Source organism: Mesorhizobium sp. WSM4813, assembly GCF_055811555.1.
In genome coordinates, this window is sequence record NZ_JBVVQU010000001.1 from 77,756 (window position 1) to 96,325 (window position 18,570).

The window sequence follows — 18,570 nt, forward strand, 5'->3', positions numbered from 1 at the left end:
CCTCCGTCAGTCTTGAACTTCGTGGTAACGAGCCATGAACTTATCGAGCCACCCACTTGGGGCATCTCCGTACTGGTCACGAAGCTGGTCGGCAAAGCGCACGGTGTTGGCCCGCCCCGAGAGCACGGCTACGTACTCGCGCATCTGGCCAAGGTCGAATTCGCAAACAACACTCCCGCTGTCGCGCTTGAGCAAAAACTTGCGGCTGCCAATTGCCATTCCCTGGCGGATTGCCTCGAACTCCTGAGTAGTGCACTTCAAGCCATCGACATACGCGGCACGGTCGGCCGTCGGTGATGGGTAGAAAATCTTCGTCATGCATTGTGCAACGAGACTAGCTCCGAGGGGCGATTCCAGCACGTGTTCAGGCTGCTGCGTTGCGAGTATCAACATCCCGTTGTTCTTGCGAACGGTGAGCAAGAACTTGTCGATAACAGCCGAGAACTGTGGGTTGAGCAGATAGAAGCGAAATTCGTCGCAGCTCATGACGAACCGACGGCCATCGACAACAGCGCCCACGCGGTGCAGAAGATATGCGGCGGCCGGCGCACAGACCTCCTCAAATTCCAGGAGCTGCGTCATGTCGAAGCCGGTAATGGAGGCATCAAGCCTTACTTCGTCGACATCGCCGTCAAAGGCCCATCCAAGCGCATTCCCTCTACACCACCGCTGCAGCCGCGCTCCTGCGCCCTCGGAGGGGCCGTGCAGCAGGAATTCGCGCAGGCCCGCAATTGAGCGCATGACGGGCTCGAACGAAAGTTGACGAACAATGCCACGTTCCAGTCGACGGCTTTCCTCCGGCGAGATCGGACCACGGCCGTCACTCTCGATTAGGGCCATCAACCATTCGCGCAGAAAGTCCAGCGAGGCGGAGGTGTTGTCCAGTCCACGCAGAGGAGCCAAGCCGCTCGGAGCGCCTCTGCGCAACGCTAGATATGTCCCTCCCGTGGCTCGCACCAGCAGTTCACCACCCCGGTCCTTATCGAAAAAGACGATGGCACCATCGCGATCGACCACGCTTTGTTCAAGCATCGCGAGGATAAAGGTCATCAGCGTCGTCTTGCCTTTGCCGACGGGCCCGAATATCGCCGTCATGCCGACGTCATTCTCATGGGGGATGTAGTCGAAAGAAGTTCCACCGTTTGTGCGAAAGCGCGCAACAGCTTTGCCCCAATGGCCGGAACTGCAACCGCTTGGGAAGTTCTCAAAAGAGACAAGCCCGGCAAAATTGTACGAGGTGATCGCCCCGGGGCGCGTGCGCCACCTGTTGTTCCCCGGAAGTTGGGACCAGTACGCGGCCTCCATGCCGATACCCTCTTGGACGATTACGGCGCCCGCGTCGGCCAGCCTTGCGCGCGCATTTGCTGCGCGATCTGCAAGGCTATTGAGGCTGTCGGCATAGACGCACAGGCTCAGATGATGCGAACCCATGACGAACTCGTTGCTTGCCAGTGCGTCCTCTGCTTCGGCAAGTTCATTGATCTGGGTGAGAGCCTTGTCGCCGGCACTCGTCATCTGGCTGGACTTAAGGCTAAGCTTCGCATGAGCTTGTGGCCGAGTGAGGAAGGAAAAGCTCTGGCTGAGGACAAGCGGGAAGTTGGCGGACAGCAGGGGATTTAGCATGCCTGGCCGCGTCGTCGCCGGATATTCACGGAACGAAAACAATGATCCCACGGAGCTATCCCCGGGGCTTCGAATCTCAAGCGCCCGTTTCCCGCAGATGACCTGGTCAGTGTAGATCGAGGCGCCAAGTGAGCCGGTAACCATCGGAACCGGAAGAAACCGGCAAGTCATTATCAGCCGAAGCGCCTCCCCAATTTCCGTGAAGAGCACGTTGCCTTTCTCACGAATACCCAACCGGCGCAGACCGTAACCGCCGAGTGAGCCAGCAATGATCTGCCAGAGGTCTTCCAGGCTTCGCATTTGTGTGGCCAGATCGTTGTCATTCCATCTGGGGGATTTGGCAATGCGCCAGCCGATCTTGCCGATTGCGGTGCGGGGGAACACGATGACAGTCAGGAAGTGGTCGTTGCGAAAGAGCTTTCCCGACAGCACACGGCTCTCATAGGCCTCGCTCAGACTGCCAGCGAATGCACTTTGAAACTGGCGCGATGCCGGCTCCGGCACATCGTTGTTCCGCACAAGATGCGCGTATAGCGTGACATTGTCATCGGCGATGTTGCGCAAGAGAGTGTTGAACGCGCGGCAGCGCGAGTTGCGCATCTCAGCGTCTTCCAAATCAAACGGCAGCCCGTTCACATGTGCCATGGCCATGATCGATCCGTCCTCCATAAGGACAACCTGATCGCTTAGATGACCGACATACGGAAGGTAGATCTCGCCAGATCTCTCGGTCCTGCCACTGGCGCCAAACATTACACCATTCCTCTTCCGCGTTTCGGCACTCTGATCGGATTGGCGCTGACGCTCGCGCCGCCCCAGACCGGCCCGTCCACGCTTCTGCCGGCAGTCTGCAAATAGAGAAGCGCGACGCTTGCGGCGTTATAGTCACGCTCAACAACCAGCCGTGCTCCGAACCAGAGTGGCACGAGCACGATTTCGTAGAGTGGATTCTGAAGGATAATGATGACGAGCCCAGCCAACATCATGAGCAATCCGGCCAGCGTCAGCGGCACCCCCAGGAATAGTGCGGGGCGTGTCGCCGCCACATAGAGGGTGCTCACTTCCAACCGGTCGCTCATCAGCCACCGCCTATGAGCGCCTTGCCCAGGAAGCTGGCGCCGAACATGATGACGATCCCTCCAACGACACCCGCAACCAGGCCAAGTGAAGCACGACCGAACATCCAAGAGATACCGATGGCCACGAGTCCGAGCACGGCCAGTGATTGTCCGAAGGGGCCAAGTATGAAGGTGCAGATATTCTGGACCATCTTGGCGGGATCCGTCCCTCCGGTCACCTGAGCCGCGGCTGGCCCGATGGAGAAGACCGTCCACGCCGCGCCTACAGCAGCGGCCGGTACATATTCAGCCGCCATGCGCAGCATGGAAAAAGGCGAAGGAACACGCGTCTTAAACGTACGAAGTATTTTGAGTGGCTTCATCATTGCATCTCCATGATTCAATCGAATACGAGTTTGTTCGGGTTCGAAGGTTCCCGCTCTTCCGCAGCCTGGCTGCCTGTCGGACCGGAGGGATCGGCCCCGGAGCGGTTTCGCTGATAGGAGCCCCAAACGTCCCACGAATCTTGTGCGGGTTGCTTTTCATTGGTCTGTTGGCTCTGTTCGAGCAGAGGGGGCACGGTTTTCGGACCGGCTGCCTCAAGGTCTGGCACATCTTGAGCGGTCGGCTCCAGCGTTCGCTCAAGGAGACTTGAGATGTCCTTTGCGGCCGACTCGACCTTGCGTACATAACCGTTGGTGAAGCCACGCGTGACGTCGCCCGTGTTATAGGCCGAGATGGCACGGCGAAGCGCAAGTTGCTGCGCCGGAGCAGTCGTGCCGCCGGCATACCGGCTTTCAAGCAAGTGGGCGGCAGCCGAAAGCGAGGCGCAGGGCTCGAAAGCCTTTTCCGGCGTGAGATTGAGCATGGGAAAGTTGTTGCTGTTTATCTGCATCAATCCAACGTCGACAGAATGTTGTGCTTCGAGGCGGTGCTTGATGCCTCGCGTGGCTTCCAGGTGATCTATCCAGCGAAGCTGCTCACCTGTGGTGTTGTCATGAGCCACCAGCGGTTCAAAGCCACTTTCAATCTTGGCAATCGCGGCGAGGGTGGACGGCGCAACCCATGGAGCGCATTTGCGCGACAGGCTGTGGAACTCACGGGGAGAAAGTGGCGCGGGCTCGGCTGGGAGTGACATGGATGTCAACAGGACGATGGCCAGGGGCCAAGCTGCAATAAACATTCCCTATCACCTACCTTTCCAAGCCGCCGGGCGAGTTCTGCCCCTGTCCGGCACGCGCTTATCGGGGAGGTCTGTTACTCTGTGATGTTCAATTTCAGCTTTTCGGTTTCAACTGAAACAAAGACCGTGTTCGTGTTAGCGTAGGTGAGCAGCTTGCGCATGCGTGGGCTGGCGCGGGCCCGATCAGCCAGCGACATCCGGAGCATCTTGGTACGATGACTCCTGTGCGGGATTGCTCGTCCCGGCCGTCCGTTGCTCCTGGACCGTGGCCCGCGACTTCGGCGTCATGGATGGTGATGGGATCTTCTGTCATCGCTAAGCCAAGGACAAAATGGGAAGCTTGGCGGGTTTCTTCAGGCTAGGGATCACCGTGGGGAATCGACGAAGGCGCTAAAGCAGCCCAACTTTGCCGATATGCTGCCGTGCTTTAAGAGACAGCCATGCGCGGCCCTGCACACTCAGATCATTGTTTGAGACCGCGAGCTCGTCCGCGAAGCTGGCTCGAAGGCGCAAATCCGCGGGGGCGAGGGTCAACTGGGAAGACGTGGCGGCGCAGCCCATCCTGGTGCGAGCCTGGTTCAGCTGTTCGGCCGCGCCGCTACCGGGTGGATCATGCACTGTCCCATCGGCAGAAAACCGCATGTCATTGACGGAGTCCGACGGCGCAATGGACAAGCATAGTGACACGCTCAAGATGGAGGAGTTGCAGTAACCGAGAAATGTTAGCCCGGACGTTCGGCGACCTGCCGGTCGCCCGAACAGCATTTTGAGGCCGCCGGCCACCTTGGACGAAGCCGGCTTGGCAGGAGACCTACTATTTGGCACAAGGCCGCTGCAGCGAATCACGGTCTTCTTCCGCCGACCGCCTCTCCGATCAATTAAACGCCGCGCTGCTCAACCATGTCCGAGCTGGATCCACGAGCCGGAGGATGTCGAGATGATCCAGCCGCACGCAACGGCGAGTGGTATTAAGGGGCAGCTGTTCTGCGTCGGTGCCCCAGGGTTGCTCGGCAACAGGTTTAGACAAGGGGATACAAGATTGAAGGTGTGCCGTTGAAACATGTTCTTGTCATTGACGATGATGCCGCAATGCGGCGCCTCATCGCCGAGTATCTCACGATGCATGCCCTGAAGGTAACCGCAGTCCACGATAGCAAGCAGTTTGACCATGTTCTTTCACATGAGCCAGTCGATCTCGTGGTTGTTGACCTTAACCTAGGCCGGGAGGATGGACTTGCGATTGTCCGCAATCTGGCGACAAAATCGGATGTTCCTATTATAGTGATCAGCGGCGACCGGCTTGATGAGGCGGAAAAAGTGGTTGCACTGGAGCTCGGCGCAACCGATTTCATTCCCAAGCCTTTCGGGATGCGCGAATTCTTGGCCCGCATTCGAGTAGCGCTACGCGAGCGCATGTCTAGTCCGCGAACCAGAGATCAGCGCTCATTTCGCTTTGGGGCCTGGAAGCTCAGCGTGAAGCAGCGGCGACTGATCTGTGCGGAGCGTGGCGAGGTCAAGCTTACCGCATGTGAGTTCAATCTCTTGATCGCATTTCTGGAGAACCCCCGCAACGTACTATCCAGAGAACGGCTTTTGCTCGCGAGCCGTGTGCGTGGAGAAGAGGTGTACGATCGAAGTATCGATGTCCTAATCATGCGCTTGCGCCGAAAGCTGGAGGTTGATGCGGCCAATCCTCGCCTAGTCAAGACATGCCGTGGTGCAGGGTACTTCTTCAACGCTGACGTAGACGTTAGCTACGGAGGTACCTTGGCCGCGTGACAGGAGCATATTCAGGAGAATCAAGCGTAAGACCGTATGTCCGCCTCTGCCGATGAGGTGGCTCGCCCTACACTGCGCGTCCGAGGGTTGCTCGGCGGGCCGAGCCGATCCTCACCACAGGAGGACGAGCCGTGGCGGATTATAGAGAAGCATTTGTCGGAATCGATGTTGCGAAGCTGAAGAACGCTATTGCGATTGCGGAGGCAGGCCGGGAAGGAGAGGTTCGGTTCTTCGGTGAGGTCGACGCGTCGGCGACTAGCATGCGGCGGGTCATAGGCCGGATCGCCAGCCGCTTTGATTACGTGCATTTCTGCTATGAGGCTGGGCCGACCGGGTACGGCCTTTATCGCCTGATCCGGTCGCTCGGGCACGAGTGCACCGTGGTTGCACCATCATTGATACCGAGGAAGCCCGGCGATCGGGTGAAGACGAACCGTCGAGACGCCATTTCCCTTGCCCGGCTATTGCGCGCCGGCGAGCTGACCGCGGTGTGGGTTCCCGATGAAGGGCACGAGTCCATACGGGATCTTGTTCGCGCGCGGGCGGCCGCGGTCGAGACGCTGCGGGTCCATCGCCAGCAGGTGAGCGCATTCATGCTCAAGCACGGCCGTAGCTATCCGCGAAAGAAGAGCTGGACGATGCGCTATCTACGCTGGCTTCAGGAACAAAGGTTCGATCATCCCGCGCATCAGATCGCACTCCAGGAGATGGTCGAGGCGGTGCGCGTCTCGAAAGAGCGGGTCGAGCGGCTGGAGCGTGTGATCGAAGAGTTCGTCCCGGCCTGGTCGCTGGCACCGATCGTGTGGGCGCTTCAGACATTGCGTGGGGTAGACCTAATTGTCGCCGTGACGTTCGTCACCGAAGTCGGGGACGCCAGCCGGTTCGAAAGCCCACGCCAGCTCGGATATCTCGGTCTGGTCCCCGGCGAGCGCTCAACCGGGGAGACAGTCCGGCGCGGCGGCATCACAAATGCAGGCAACGGTCGGGTTCGCCACATGTTGGTCGAGAGCGCCTGGACCTATCGACATCCGCCCAAGGTCGGGAGGAATGCCGCCAATTCCCCGCCATGTATGGTGTGTGCGGTAGCTGCGGGAATGGCGCCTTCGGCACGCAGCACTGCAAGCAAATGCGTGATGGCCGCCCTGAGTTCGTGCGGCAAGCGACGGGCCGGATAAGGGCAGTCACAGACGGGAAGATGCTCGCTGATAAACCGAACTCGCGCGGCTTCGCCTGTGGACTCTAACGCGAGCCGTTCGGTCGAGATCCAGTGGGCGAAATGGGCAATGCAGCACAGATAAACACGTGCGGTGCTGGGCGCATAGCGGGCACGGCCCAGGTGCTCAAGATAGCGCTCCGAGAATGGCCCAACGGGCTGTTCTCAAGCCACTGACGGGGCGCCGGCTGCAGTTTGATTTGGTTCATGACGATCTCCTCTACGGTTGGCGCGCAGAGGAGATCAGGATTATGTAAACCTACGGTCGCCCGGCCTGCTGGGGGATGCCCGGCATCCGCTCGCATCCCGAACGTCGCGCACACAAACTGCGCATAATCCGGGCCTGAGCATAATTGCGGTTGAGCGCGATCGGACGGATTGAGCGCTCGACGGTGTTGCTGTCGATCTCGATGCGGCCAAGGAAGCGCGAGAGGCCTTCCCAGCGTGAGAGCGTAGCGGATTGCCTCGGCGAGCTTGATCTTCTGACTGATCAGCCCGAGCTTTTCGCGCAGTCAAGGTTCAAGATCGGCGACAATAGCGCGGCTATTTTCCTGACGCATCGCACGGCGTTCATTGGCCGATCGGCCGCGGATATCGTCCTCGATCTTGAGGTCGGCGATTGTCTCAGCGCCTGGCCGGCGATCGGCGAGTTCCAGGCCTACAATCGCCTGCCAACAGTGCCAGCCTGATCAATTACGGCGAGAGCTACCGGTCCGGAGATCGCATCAGCCTCTCCGTCGCCAAAGAGCTGTTCTGCTTCATCCCGGCCATCGAGCTCAACGCCCCGCGTCGGAGCGCTCTCTGCTTCTGGAGGAAGCCATGAGGTCCGCTCGGGCTTGATCGGAGGCTTGCCTGATGGGCGTCGTGGTTGCTTCGCTCGCCTGCCGCCCCGTGGCGAGGGCTTGCGGATTATCGGTCCTCTGCCTCTTCGCCGGTATCAACAGCGCTGTGTAATGTTCATTGTTTATGATGACGCCTCCGCTGTTCACGACAAGTGTACTCGTCAGTTCGTCCTGGGCCTCGCGCTTCTTGCCCAAGTGCCGTTCAAACGGCGCTGGCGCGACTTGTCGGGCTTGCTGCTCTTGCAAGACGGCGTGTTGCACCTGCGACCCGGCTGCTGCAAAAGCGTCGGCGGGGATTGCGGCAAGCTCGTGCGGCAAGCGCTCCTCCCTCAGTCGGTTTTGCAGCGCCTGCCGATCGGCAACGAGGTAGTTGAGGTCCAGCGGCAGCTGCGGGACTGGCCGCTCATCGTTCGCCAATCGAAGAACCAGCTCGCGCGTGCCGTCCACCACAAAGACGCCGCAATCAACATCGTTGTTCTGCTGCGCCATGGCGGGTGTCACCATGGTGGTCGCGTCCAGTCTTGTTGCGAGCTCTAGTGCAGGCGCGTTGTTGTATCCCTGTCGATTTTGCTGGATGGAGTCGTAGTGATAGGCGACCGCTCTTTCCGGGTCACGGCGATCAACGAGCAGCAGCGACCAATGGGTGCCGCTCTCACCAAGAGTGCCATCATTCACTGGCAGGAACAGGAAGTCGGGTGGGCCGGCGTTTCGATTATAAATCGACTGCAACGTGCCTCGCGCGTCTTGCTGCTCCATGTGGCGCAGCAGATGGGAGACCGTCGGATCCACCAGCCGCATCTGGGCGGCGAGCGCTGGATCGGCCTGCTGCAGGTCCTGCTCCAGCAACCGGTAATCCCTGTGGATATGGGCGTCGCTCAGCAGGTCGGCGCCGAGCACCGCCCCCTCGGGGAGGTTGGACGAGCCTGACGGAAAAGCTTCGATCCGAGCATCGGAGGAGGTGGTCAGATGGACCAACGGAACACCGCGATAGGTGTCTGACAGCCTGGCGGTCGCTGGCGAGGCGGATCCTGGAGCCCTTGCCGGTACTGCTGCCGCTGCAGCTTCACTCATCGGACCGCGATGGACGAGCCAAAAGTCGTTGCGCCCTTCTGGCCTCTCGGCGGCGTAGCCGTGACCTTCAATCTCGTAGTTCCATCCCGGCTTTTCCGCATCCGGCAAGAGGCCATAATGGTCCAAGGAAGAGAGCATCGCGTCGCGTTGAATCCCATGGGAGAAGCCTTTGGGGACGGCGAATGAGACGTTTATAGAGTTCTCGATCGCAGCGGGGGGTGCCTCAGACCTTGCGGAGGGCGCGGCCTCCGCATGCAGCCTCCCGATGTGTTCGGACCATGTCCCTTGAACGGTTACCCCTTCCAATGGCAATTCACCCAACTGCTGCATGGGGGGCTGCATCGGCACGCGGCCGCCTGAATTGCCGATTTCGCTCAGCGGCTGCTGAATGGCGGCGGCCTGCGGCGTATTCAGGGCCCTCTGCCTCTCCGCTGGCCTCAATAGCACTGTGGAATGTTCGTTGTTGATGATGACCCACCCGGGCACCTGGTTGCCCTGGTCAAGCGCATCCGGCGAGGGCCGGATCTGCTGTTGGCTGGCTGCTAACGCTGGCGGGGCGGCGGCCTCAACTCCGGCGTGCCCAGAGCCGGCCGCTGCGAAAGCGTCCGCCACGATGCTGTTGAGGTCACCCGGTCGAGCGGGCATCCCTGGGTCGCTGAAAAAAGACGAGGCGGCTTGATCATCCTGCCGTCGCTGAAGCACTTCGCTCAACCCCTGTTCCAGTCGCAGAAGCTCCTCTCGACTGGTTGGCGACTCATCAGCTTGATCGAACAGCCTCCGGGCCGTCTCGAGACCCCCGGCTGACGCGGACTCCGCATCGCGAACCCGTTGCAACGCGAAGATGAGATTGCGTTTGTCTGGAAGTAACGTCTCGGCGAATTTGATCCGCGAATCGTGATCCAGCCCAGAGATCGTCAGGCCCCGACTCTCAAGCGCCTCAGAAAATCTGCGAAGACTACGACCATAGACAACACGGCTGCTTAAGGCCAAGCTGCTGTCACTGGTCACTTGTTCTAAGACACGCGCGTCTGCCTTTGACGGCACTGCCGGCCGGGCAGTCGCTGAATAGTCCGGATCATGATACGCACGGAGGAAGTTCAACGCCGTCTTTAGATCACCGTTTTTCGGAAAGAAAGCATCGACGTGATCGACCAGGGATTGGTGATTTTTTAGATCAGTCGCTTGACCACGAGCGCCGAGATCATTCGCCAATCGGCGAAGCGCATTCGCGTATATTCGAAGCGTCGCCGCGCTATGGTGTTGCTGAGCCGCAGCGTGGGCGATCGCCGTATCAATAACGTCCCGGTGTTCGCCGGACATATGGGGATAGCGGGCATCACGGGCGCCACTCGCGACAGGAGCCGGATCGGCTCGGCGCGGCTGGGCCACGTGCTGCTCAAAACTCACTTGCCGGGCCTGGCCCGCATTCGGCAAGGGGTCGTGGCGGTCCGCGAAAGGGAGCATCGCGTCTGGGACGCGATGAGTCCAATGGGAGAAGCCTTTGGGGACCGCAAATGAGACGTTTATGGAGTTCTCGATCGCAGCGAGGTGCTTCTCAGACCATGCGGACGGCGCGGCCTCCTCATGCAGCCTTCCGATGTGTTCGGACCCTGTCCCTTGAACGGGTACCCCTTCCAATGGCAATTCACCCAACTGCTGCATGGGGGGCTGCATCGGCACGCGCCCGACTGAATTGCCGATTTCGCTCAGCGGCTGCTGAATGGCGGCGGCTTGCGGATTATCAGTCCTCTGCCTCTTCGCCGGTCTCAACAGCGCTGTGGAATGTTCGGTGTTGATGATGACGCCCCCGGTGTTGCTCCTGTCAGGTGTACGCGTCAGCTCGTCCTGGGCCTCGCGCGTCTTGCCCAAGTGCCGTTCAAACGGCGCTGGCGCGACTTGTCGGGCTTGCTGCTCTTGCAAGACGGCGTGTTGCACCTGCGACCCGGCTGCTGCAAACGCGTCCGCGGGGATTGCGGCAAGCTCGTGCGGCAAGCGGCCCTGCCTCAGTCGGGTTTGCAGCGCCTGCCGATCGGCGACGAGGTCTTCGAGGTGCAGCGGCCGCTGCCGTTCCGGCCACTCTTGGTTCGCCAATCTCTGAACCAGCGCGCGCGTGCCGTCCACGACAAAGACTCCGCAATCGACACCGTTGTTCTGCCGGGCCATGGCGGGTGTCACCAGGGTGGTCGCGTCCAGTCTTGCTGCGAGCTCTCGTGCAGGCGCGTCATTGTATCCTCGTCCATCGCGCTGATGGATAGAGTCGTAGTGATAGGCGACCGCTCTTTCCGGGTCACGGCGATCAACGAGCAGCAGCGACCAATGCTCGTTGCGTCCATCAGTCGCCACCGTAGCCAAAGGATTGCCACTGTTCACCGGCAGGAACACGAAGTCGGCTGCGACGTCGTTTTGATGATAGATGGACAGCAATGTAAGTTGCGGGTCCCGGTCGTGACGGCGCAGTTGCTGGGAGACCAAGGGATCCACCAGCCGCGTTCGGGCGGCGAGCGCTGGGTGGGCCTGCAGGCTCTGCTCCAGCAACTGGTAATCCCTGCTGATATGGGCGTCATCCAGCAGGTCGGGGCCGAGCACCGCCCCCCGGGGGAGATTGGACGAACCTGACGGAAGCGCTGCGATCTGTGCATCGGAGGAGGTGGTCAGATCGATTAACGGAACACCGCGATAGCTGTCTGACAGCATGGCGGTCGCAGGCAAGGCGTGTCCTGGAGCCCTTGCCGGTAATGCTGCCGCTGCAGCTGCACTCATCGGGCCGCGATCGACGAGCCAAAGGTCGTTGCGCCCTTCTGGCCTCTCGGCGGTGTAGCCCTGACCTTTAATCTCGTAGTTCCATTCCGGCTTTTCCGCATCCGGCAAGAGGCCATAATGGTACAAGGAAGAGAGCATTGCGTCTGGAGCGGGTTGAGTCCTATAGCCTTCAGGGAGGGTGAATGAGACGTTTGTGGAGTTCTCGATCGCAGCGGGGGCTGCCTCAGACCTTGCAAAGGACCCGGCCTCCGCATGCAGCCTTCCGATGTGTTCGGACCATGTCCCTTGAAACGGCAGCCCTTGCAAAGGCAATTCACCAAACTGCTGCATGGGGGGCTGCATCGGCACGCGGCCGCCTTCGCTCAGCGGCTGCTGAATGGCGATGCTTTGCGGATTATCAGTCCACTGCCTCTCCGCTGGCCGCAACGGCGCCGTCGAATGTTCATTGTTGATGAACCGCTCGGGTGGCAGGAGGTTGCCCTGGTCAAGCGCATCCGGCCAGGGCCGGTGTTGGCTGGCAGCTAACGCTGGCGAGGCGGCGGCCTCAACTCCGGCGTGTCCAGAGCCGGCCGCTGCGAAAGCGCCCGCCACGATCCTGTCTGACGCGGGCTCCGCATCGCCGACCCGTTGCAGCGCGGAGCGGAGATTGCGATTGCGTGGAAACAACCTCTCGGCGAATTCGATCCGCGAATCATGATCCAGCCCAGAGATCGTCTGGCCCTCATTCTCAAGCGCCTCAGAAAATCTGCGAAGACTGCGACCATAGCCAACACGGGTGGTTGAGGCCAACCTGCTGTCACTGGCCACTTGTTCCAAGACATCCGCGTCTGCCTTTGACGGCACTGGCACTCGCCACCCGCGAGTAGCTGAATAGCCCGGCTCATGATACGCACGCAGGACGTTCAACGCCGCCTTTATATCCTCGTTATGCGGAAAGAAAGTATCGACGTGATCGACCAGGGATTGGTGATTTTCTAGATCAGCCGCTTGGCCACGAGCGCCGAGATCATTCGCCAATCGGCGAAGTGTACGCCTGTAATTTTGGAGCGTTCTCACGCTCAATTTTTGCTGAGCCTCAGCATGGGCGATCGCCTTATCAATCACGTCCCGGTGTTCGCCGGAGAGATGGGGATAGCGGGTAGCACGGGCGCCACTCGCGACAGGTTCGGCGCGGCGCGGCTCGGCCACGTGCTGCTCGAAGCCCGCTTGCCGCGCCCGGCCCGCATCCGGCAAGGAGCCATGGCGGTCCAAGGAAGAGAGCATCGCGTCTGGGACGCGTTGAGTCCCATGGGAGAAGCCTTTGGGGACGGCGAATGAGTCGTTTATGGAGTTCTCGATGGCAGCGAGGGGCTCAGACCTTGCGGAGGGCGCGGCCTCCGCATGCAGCCCTCCGATGTGTTCGGACCCTGTCCCTTGAACGGTTACCCCTTCCAATGGCAATTCACCCAACTGCTGCATGGGGGGCTGCATCGGCACGCGGCCGCCTGAATTGCCGATTTCGCTCAGCGGCTGCTGAATGGCGGCGGCCTGCGGCGTATTCAGGGCCCTCTGCCTCTCCGCTGGCCTCAATAGCACTGTGGAATGTTCGTTGTTGATGATGACCCACCCGGGCACCTGGTTGCCCTGGTCAAGCGCATCCGGCGAGGGCCGGATCTGCTGTTGGCTGGCTGCTAACGCTGGCGGGGCGGCGGCCTCAACTCCGGCGTGCCCAGAGCCGGCCGCTGCGAAAGCGTCCGCCACGATGCTGTTGTGGTCACCCGGTCCAGCGGGCATCCCTGGGCCGCTGAAAAGAGACGAGGCCGCTTGATCATGCTGCCCTCGCTCAAGCCCTTCGCTCAATTGTTCAAGTCGCAGAACCTCTTCTGGATTGGTTGGCGACTCGTCCGCTTGATCGAACAGCCTCCGGGCCTCGGCAAGGTGCTGCTCAACGCCCACTTGCCGGGCCTGGCCCGCTTGCCCTTCTTGCAAGCCGGCGTCCTGCATCTGCGACAAAGCTGTTACACGGGATGGATTACTATTTCGCGGGTCCACACTAGCCTCACATCAAACTGTATCGTCAAAGTCCTGCGCCAATCCACGCAGCGGCTCATCGGGTTGAGATTCTGCCGAGAGCCCCTCGTCTGCTATCGTCAAGGGTGCCGGCTCCGGGAGGGCGCCTGTCTGGCTTTCAAAGATGCGTTTCAGGATGCGATCCGAAAAATATCTGACCTTCCTCAATTGCAATGGTGGCAGACCTTTGATGAGGAACGATCTCGTACTCGTCATTGAGCAGCCGCACCTGTTCGGGACGCAACAGCGGTGCATCTTGATTGAATTCTGGATGTTCCAATCGAACGTTCGCGCCTGGCTGTAGGAAATCGATTGGGCTTGAAATGTGTATTCACCGATAGCTTTGGAAAAGTAGTTCGGAGTCTCGTCATCGGCAGTGGCCATGAACACTTGCAGTCCGGTATTGCTGAGAAAATTCTGCTTGCCAGCCTCGCCATAAGCCCCCGTCAGAGCCGAAAGGCTTTGGATGATGAGCATGAAGCGACCCTTGTAGCCCGCGATGGTCGTAATTGCGGTCTCGATCGCCTCCAGCTTACCCAAGTGCTTGAATTCATCGTGCAGAAAGAAGTGCAACGTCCTGAACTGCACGTCGCGCTTGCCTCTCGGCGGATTTGAAGCTCCCAAGATCGCGTGCTGTATCGCGCGGGCTAGCGGTTATTACCCGCTCTGCAACATTGGTCAGTGGCCCGTCCGGAAGGTCAAGGCGGTTACGCCGTTCCTCGGCCCTCCTTCCGTCGCGGGATGAACTTCCAGCTGCACGTGTCCGCTTGCTATCGCGATCCATTGCTCGGCTTCCAGAGTCGTATCTCTACCCCATGAGGTTACCACCGAAGCTTGATCCGCTAAACCAATATGGTGTTACACTTGTAGTCTCGCAGAGGCTTCTCCCAGCTCTCTGGGTCACGCCGAGAGCCGTCGATGAACAGGTGAGCACAAGGTTCGCGCCCCTCTGGGGAACAAATCTGTAGACCGACGTTCCTCACTGCAATCTTATGCGACTTTTGGGCGAACAAACACCAAACAACACTACAAAGGCTCCGCTCAAATTCTACGGAATCCAAGAGACAAGATACAGACCGCTGATGGGTCCGACGCGGTACTCTAACTTGGGACGCGATGTCGGATGAGCGTGAGCCCTGTCGGCCGAAGGGCATTTACCGTGAGTCCTTCGGCGAGGACAAACCCATCGTCGTTCTTGCCGGCAAGCTCAATGCCAATCGCTGCCATGGCGCAGGTCACTGGTCTCCTCTCGCTGCGGCGCCAGATCATCGCTATCGACGTTGAAGGCCACGGCCAGGTCTGCGAGACACGCCCATGAACCGCGAAAGGAACGGCGATGACGTTGCCGCAGTCCGGCGCCACCTGGGGATAGTCCAAGCCGACGTAGCAGTTTGGCCGACCATCTGCACAACGGTAACATTTCCGTCGTTTCCGACGATTATAGGTTGCGCATCACTTCTGATTCGGCGGACCAGATGGCGGATTAGCGCAAGAAGCAAATCTTTCGTACGAGCAGCAAATGGCGGTGGAACGACCCGACGCCGGCCCCGTGCCTAAGAGCGCTACGGACTGGGGCATCCAGGGTCTGGCCATCCTGCCCGGTGATGTCCAGAAGACCCGACGCATTCGAAGCCCTAAATTTGAAGGTCTGCCGGCCGACGCCAGCACCATGTTCGAACTGCTGTCCGTCACCTGGAACAGGTTGTCGGCTCCAACGATCTGCGCCCGGCCTGGTGGCTGGAGGAAGGCGCAGCTCGCTCGCGCGCCGTTTGCAAGATCGACGCTTCTGGCGTCGATCTACAAAGGGCGCTCCGGCACTTGGAGCGGGTCCGGTTTTCTGGTCGCGCCGGGTATACTGTGCACCAACCATCACGTCCTCAACAGCAAGGAGGTCACCGCGCGCTGTTCGATTTCGCCGCCCTTCCCGACGGGACTGTGCGACAGGTCTCAACTTTTCACCTGCGTCCCGACCACCTTTTCTGGACCAGCCCGGTCGTCGCAACCGGCTGCAAGGGCAGTCTCGATGTCACATTTGTTGCCGTCGAAGGCCAGCCCGGCTCGACCTTCGGCAGCATTCCGCTTCTGCGGCAAGCCTTTGTTGTAGCTGACGAAGACAAGTCTGAATGTCATCCAGCACCTAAATGGACGCCTCAAGGAAGTCGCGATCCGCAACAACACGGTGGTGTTCCAAAACACCCAGGTCGTCCAATATCGGTCGGACACCGAGGCGGGCAGTTCGGGCGCGCCGGTAATGAATGACGGTTGGTAGCTCGTAGCGCTTCACCATGCGGCGAAAGAAGACAAGTCGAACGAAGGCATCAAGTTCTCGGCGATCGCCGCTGCTCTGGAACTGGAGGCGCAAACCGGCAACGCGAGATGCACCCGAACCGACAATGGCACTTGGCCTCGATCCTGTCGGCCCTCTACGAGCGCCTTGACGATGTGTGATCCCGATCGGCGGATGCACGCGGTCGGGCGACCTCAAGTGCCTCGCCGTCAGGCCCGCAAACAAGGCCGTTTCGGGCGGCAAACGTCTCGCACCACTCCTTCATCGCGTTCAGGACCGGCGCGAGCGTCTTCCCGAACTCTGTGAGGGAGTACTCCACGCGGGGCGGCACTTCGGCAAAGACCTGGCGTTCGACCACGCCGTCGGTCTCGAACTGTCGGAGTTGCATCGCGATGGAGCGCTGGCTCGGCTCGCCCACCATGCGCCGGAGTTCACCACGTCGTGGGCCGTTGAGGAGTTCGTAGATGATCAGCGGTTTCCACTTTCCGCCGGCCACGTCGACCGTCACCTCCACCGCACAGTTGTAGGCGAAGCTTCAATGATGTACTTTATACACCTATAGGCAAAAATATTGCCTACTTGCAAGAACACTTGTGGCATCGACATCCCTTTGGTCATTGGCAAATGTCAGGAGACCGAGAATGAGAGCTGCTTTCTACGACCGGCAGGGCGCCGCGAAGGACGTCCTCCAGATAGGTTCTCTTCCTGATCCCGAGCCCCAGTTCGGCGATGTCCGGGTCAAGGTGGCCGTCTCCGGCCTGAACCCCTCGGATATCAAGACGAGAACGGGGTTCGGCGGCAGGCCGATGCCCTTTCCCCGTGTCGTTCCCCATCAGGATGCGGCCGGGATCATCGACAAGGTTGGGCCGGGCGTGTCCGAGGAGCGGATCGGTGAACGGGTCTGGGTTTTCAAGGCTCAGACAGGCCAGGCGTTCGGATCCGCGGCCGAGTTCGTGGTGGTTCCGTCCTCCCACGCGGCCCCTCTTGCCGAGAATGCGTCGTTTGATGTCGGGGCTTCACTGGGCATCGCGGCCATCACCGCCCATCGCTGCCTCTTCGCCGATGGTGATCTGCGCGGAAAGCGCGTTCTCGTCCAGGGCGGCGCGGGAGCCGTCGGCACGGCGGCCATCCTCCTCGCCAAATGGGCGGGCGCCTGGGTCGCGGCGACCGTGAGCCGCGAGGAGCAAGCCACGGTGGCAGCGGCGGCGGGCGCCGATCTCGTGATCAACCGTCATCAGGAAGACATCGCTGAACGGATCAGGGCCGCGACCGGCGGCCGTGGCGTCGAGCGTATCGTCGACGTCGATTTGGCAGCCAACGTCGAGGCCGATATCGCCTGCCTCGCTCCGAGCGGCGTCGCGACGGCCTACGCGACGGAGGATCCGACGGTCAAGTTGTCGATGCCGTTCCTATCGACGATGTTCGGGGGCTATGCCTTCCGCTTCGTGTTCTTCTACACGATCCCTGAGGATGCGTTCCGCCAGGCAGTCGAAGAGGTCTCCGCCTGCGTGGCGGCTGGGGCCTACTGGCCGCAGATCGCGATGAAGCTGCCGCTCGACCGCATTGCCGAAGCGCATGAGGCACAGGAGAGGGGCAAGGCAGTCGGCAAGATCCTGATCGAAATCTGATCTGATCTTGCATTTTGGCGACGGAGCGTGCCACCCATCCCTCACTCGGGGTCGGGGCACATGTGCTGATTTCCTGCACGGCCTAAAAGCGGTCGTTCAGGAGATCGTCAACGGGCGGCTTCGAAAGCGCCGCCGGTAGTCGTTGGGCGTCAAGCCGACGATCCGGATAAGCACTTTCCGGAGGGCGCCGGGATCGGATGACCACCGGGGTTCAGCCGCAGGCCAACACCATGTCGGGATACGAGACCCAGTAGGTGCTGGGAGGATGACCTCGTCGCTTTCGCCGACGGTGCCACCAAGGCGTTGTAGATGACCTGCTTCGGTCCCAACCGTCACCTGATCGAGGTCGCAACGGAGCTTTGCGATGATGGCCTGGCGCAGCGCCGGCGCATCGTTACGGGCGTGTACCGCGTCTTGCCTGCTGCGAGCGCGGCCACGACCGCATCCTTGGGCCTCCTGTTGGCGCACGAGCGCGAGCAGTTCCGGAGCGACCGCGCGATCGAAGGCCGCGACGCCATCCTCGTCGCCGAGAACGACATCCCCGGCATGACCACCATGCCGTTGGCAGCAACGGGAAGGTTGATCTCGCCGCGCAGCGAGCAAAGCGTTCTTCCTCAAGGCACTCGAACCGCTCGGTGTAGCTGTTGCCTCGGAGGAGACGCCGACGTACGGTGTCGAGCTTGGCCCGAAGGGTAAGGCTTCATTGTGCATGTACCAAACCCAGGAGAAGCCGGCGCATCTTCACGGCCGAGAATCGCCAGCAAGTCGAACTTTCTATCGCGCGGCTCTGGAGGCAGGTTGCAAAGACAATGGTGCGCCTGGTCTGCGCCCGCACTACCACGCGACCTACTATGCAGCTTTCGTCATTGGTCCGGACGGGCACAACATCGAAGTGGTTTGCCACGAACCCGATGCCTAACCCTTCCATCCAGGGGACGTCCACAAGCGGGGCTTCGCTGAGTTGCGGCCGCCCCGCATAGCAAACGTCGAATATGTGCTTCCAGCCCAGATGCATTTGACTATCGCCAAAGTGCGTCTAGCTGGACGCGTCACAACATCCGCCCTTGGAGACCAGAC

General features: G+C 60.5%; 11 protein-coding genes and 3 pseudogenes. 6 read left to right on the top strand and 8 right to left on the bottom strand.

What is annotated here, in order from left to right:
- Window positions 1-6 precede the first annotated feature (6 nt).
- Genes virB4 through AC0L25_RS00395 form a run of 4 tightly spaced genes read right to left on the bottom strand, consistent with a single transcriptional unit; the run spans window position 7 to window position 3,864 of the window.
- Window positions 7-2,376, bottom strand: coding sequence for a type IV secretion/conjugal transfer ATPase VirB4 (virB4, locus tag AC0L25_RS00380; RefSeq protein ID WP_473593727.1), 2,370 nt, complete (start codon window positions 2,374-2,376; stop codon window positions 7-9).
- Window positions 2,376-2,702 carry a type IV secretion system protein VirB3 gene (locus AC0L25_RS00385; protein WP_473491954.1) on the bottom strand — a complete coding sequence of 109 codons (327 nt, stop codon included), beginning with the start codon at window positions 2,700-2,702 and terminating at the stop codon, window positions 2,376-2,378. The genes virB4 and AC0L25_RS00385 overlap by 1 nt, the downstream gene beginning before the upstream one ends.
- Complete coding sequence (gene virB2 / locus AC0L25_RS00390; protein ID WP_473491956.1) at window positions 2,702-3,067, bottom strand: pilin major subunit VirB2; 366 nt, start codon at window positions 3,065-3,067, stop codon at window positions 2,702-2,704. The genes AC0L25_RS00385 and virB2 overlap by 1 nt, the downstream gene beginning before the upstream one ends.
- A gap of 14 nt (window positions 3,068-3,081) precedes the next feature.
- Window positions 3,082-3,864 carry a type IV secretion system lytic transglycosylase VirB1 gene (locus AC0L25_RS00395; RefSeq protein ID WP_473491957.1) on the bottom strand — a complete coding sequence of 261 codons (783 nt, stop codon included), beginning with the start codon at window positions 3,862-3,864 and terminating at the stop codon, window positions 3,082-3,084.
- A gap of 1,053 nt (window positions 3,865-4,917) precedes the next feature.
- Here AC0L25_RS00395 and virG point away from each other — a divergent pair.
- Both virG and AC0L25_RS00405 read left to right on the top strand, forming a co-directional pair.
- A complete protein-coding gene (gene virG, locus AC0L25_RS00400; RefSeq protein WP_473491958.1) occupies window positions 4,918-5,643 on the top strand; it encodes a two-component system response regulator VirG in 726 nt (241 codons plus the stop codon).
- Between the two features lie 131 nt (window positions 5,644-5,774).
- A pseudogene (locus AC0L25_RS00405) lies at window positions 5,775-6,686 on the top strand (IS110 family RNA-guided transposase); the annotation flags it as partial.
- A 516-nt stretch (window positions 6,687-7,202) separates the two neighbouring features.
- On the opposite strand, the pseudogene AC0L25_RS00410 reads toward AC0L25_RS00405, so the two are convergent.
- The 3 genes and pseudogenes from AC0L25_RS00410 to AC0L25_RS00420 all read right to left on the bottom strand — a co-directional run.
- Window positions 7,203-7,505: pseudogene (locus tag AC0L25_RS00410) on the bottom strand (IS66 family transposase); the annotation flags it as partial.
- Between the two features lie 127 nt (window positions 7,506-7,632).
- The gene (locus AC0L25_RS00415; protein ID WP_473593728.1) at window positions 7,633-13,521 is read right to left on the bottom strand and encodes a Ulp1 family isopeptidase; all 5,889 of its coding nucleotides are present in this window, start codon (window positions 13,519-13,521) and stop codon (window positions 7,633-7,635) included.
- A gap of 51 nt (window positions 13,522-13,572) precedes the next feature.
- Window positions 13,573-14,166, bottom strand: coding sequence for a type IV secretory system conjugative DNA transfer family protein (locus tag AC0L25_RS00420; RefSeq protein ID WP_473491961.1), 594 nt, complete (start codon window positions 14,164-14,166; stop codon window positions 13,573-13,575).
- A gap of 931 nt (window positions 14,167-15,097) precedes the next feature.
- Between AC0L25_RS00420 and AC0L25_RS00425 the strand changes: the two genes are divergently transcribed.
- The gene (locus AC0L25_RS00425) at window positions 15,098-15,682 is read left to right on the top strand and encodes a hypothetical protein (protein WP_473593729.1); all 585 of its coding nucleotides are present in this window, start codon (window positions 15,098-15,100) and stop codon (window positions 15,680-15,682) included.
- Window positions 15,683-16,001: 319 nt separating this feature from the next.
- Here the strand turns inward: AC0L25_RS00425 and AC0L25_RS00430 are convergent, their stop codons facing one another.
- Window positions 16,002-16,373 carry a winged helix-turn-helix transcriptional regulator gene (locus AC0L25_RS00430; RefSeq protein ID WP_473491965.1) on the bottom strand — a complete coding sequence of 124 codons (372 nt, stop codon included), beginning with the start codon at window positions 16,371-16,373 and terminating at the stop codon, window positions 16,002-16,004.
- Window positions 16,374-16,506: 133 nt separating this feature from the next.
- Between AC0L25_RS00430 and AC0L25_RS00435 the strand changes: the two genes are divergently transcribed.
- The 3 genes and pseudogenes from AC0L25_RS00435 to AC0L25_RS00445 form a co-directional block, all read left to right on the top strand.
- Entirely contained in the window at window positions 16,507-17,493 is a 987-nt protein-coding gene (locus AC0L25_RS00435; RefSeq protein ID WP_473593730.1) for an NADPH:quinone reductase, read from the top strand.
- A gap of 309 nt (window positions 17,494-17,802) precedes the next feature.
- Window positions 17,803-18,189 carry a hypothetical protein gene (locus AC0L25_RS00440; RefSeq protein ID WP_473586320.1) on the top strand — a complete coding sequence of 129 codons (387 nt, stop codon included), beginning with the start codon at window positions 17,803-17,805 and terminating at the stop codon, window positions 18,187-18,189.
- Window positions 18,086-18,412 (top strand): annotated as a pseudogene (locus AC0L25_RS00445) (VOC family protein); the annotation flags it as partial. The gene AC0L25_RS00440 and the pseudogene AC0L25_RS00445, both read left to right, overlap by 104 nt.
- Window positions 18,413-18,570: the final 158 nt, after the last annotated feature.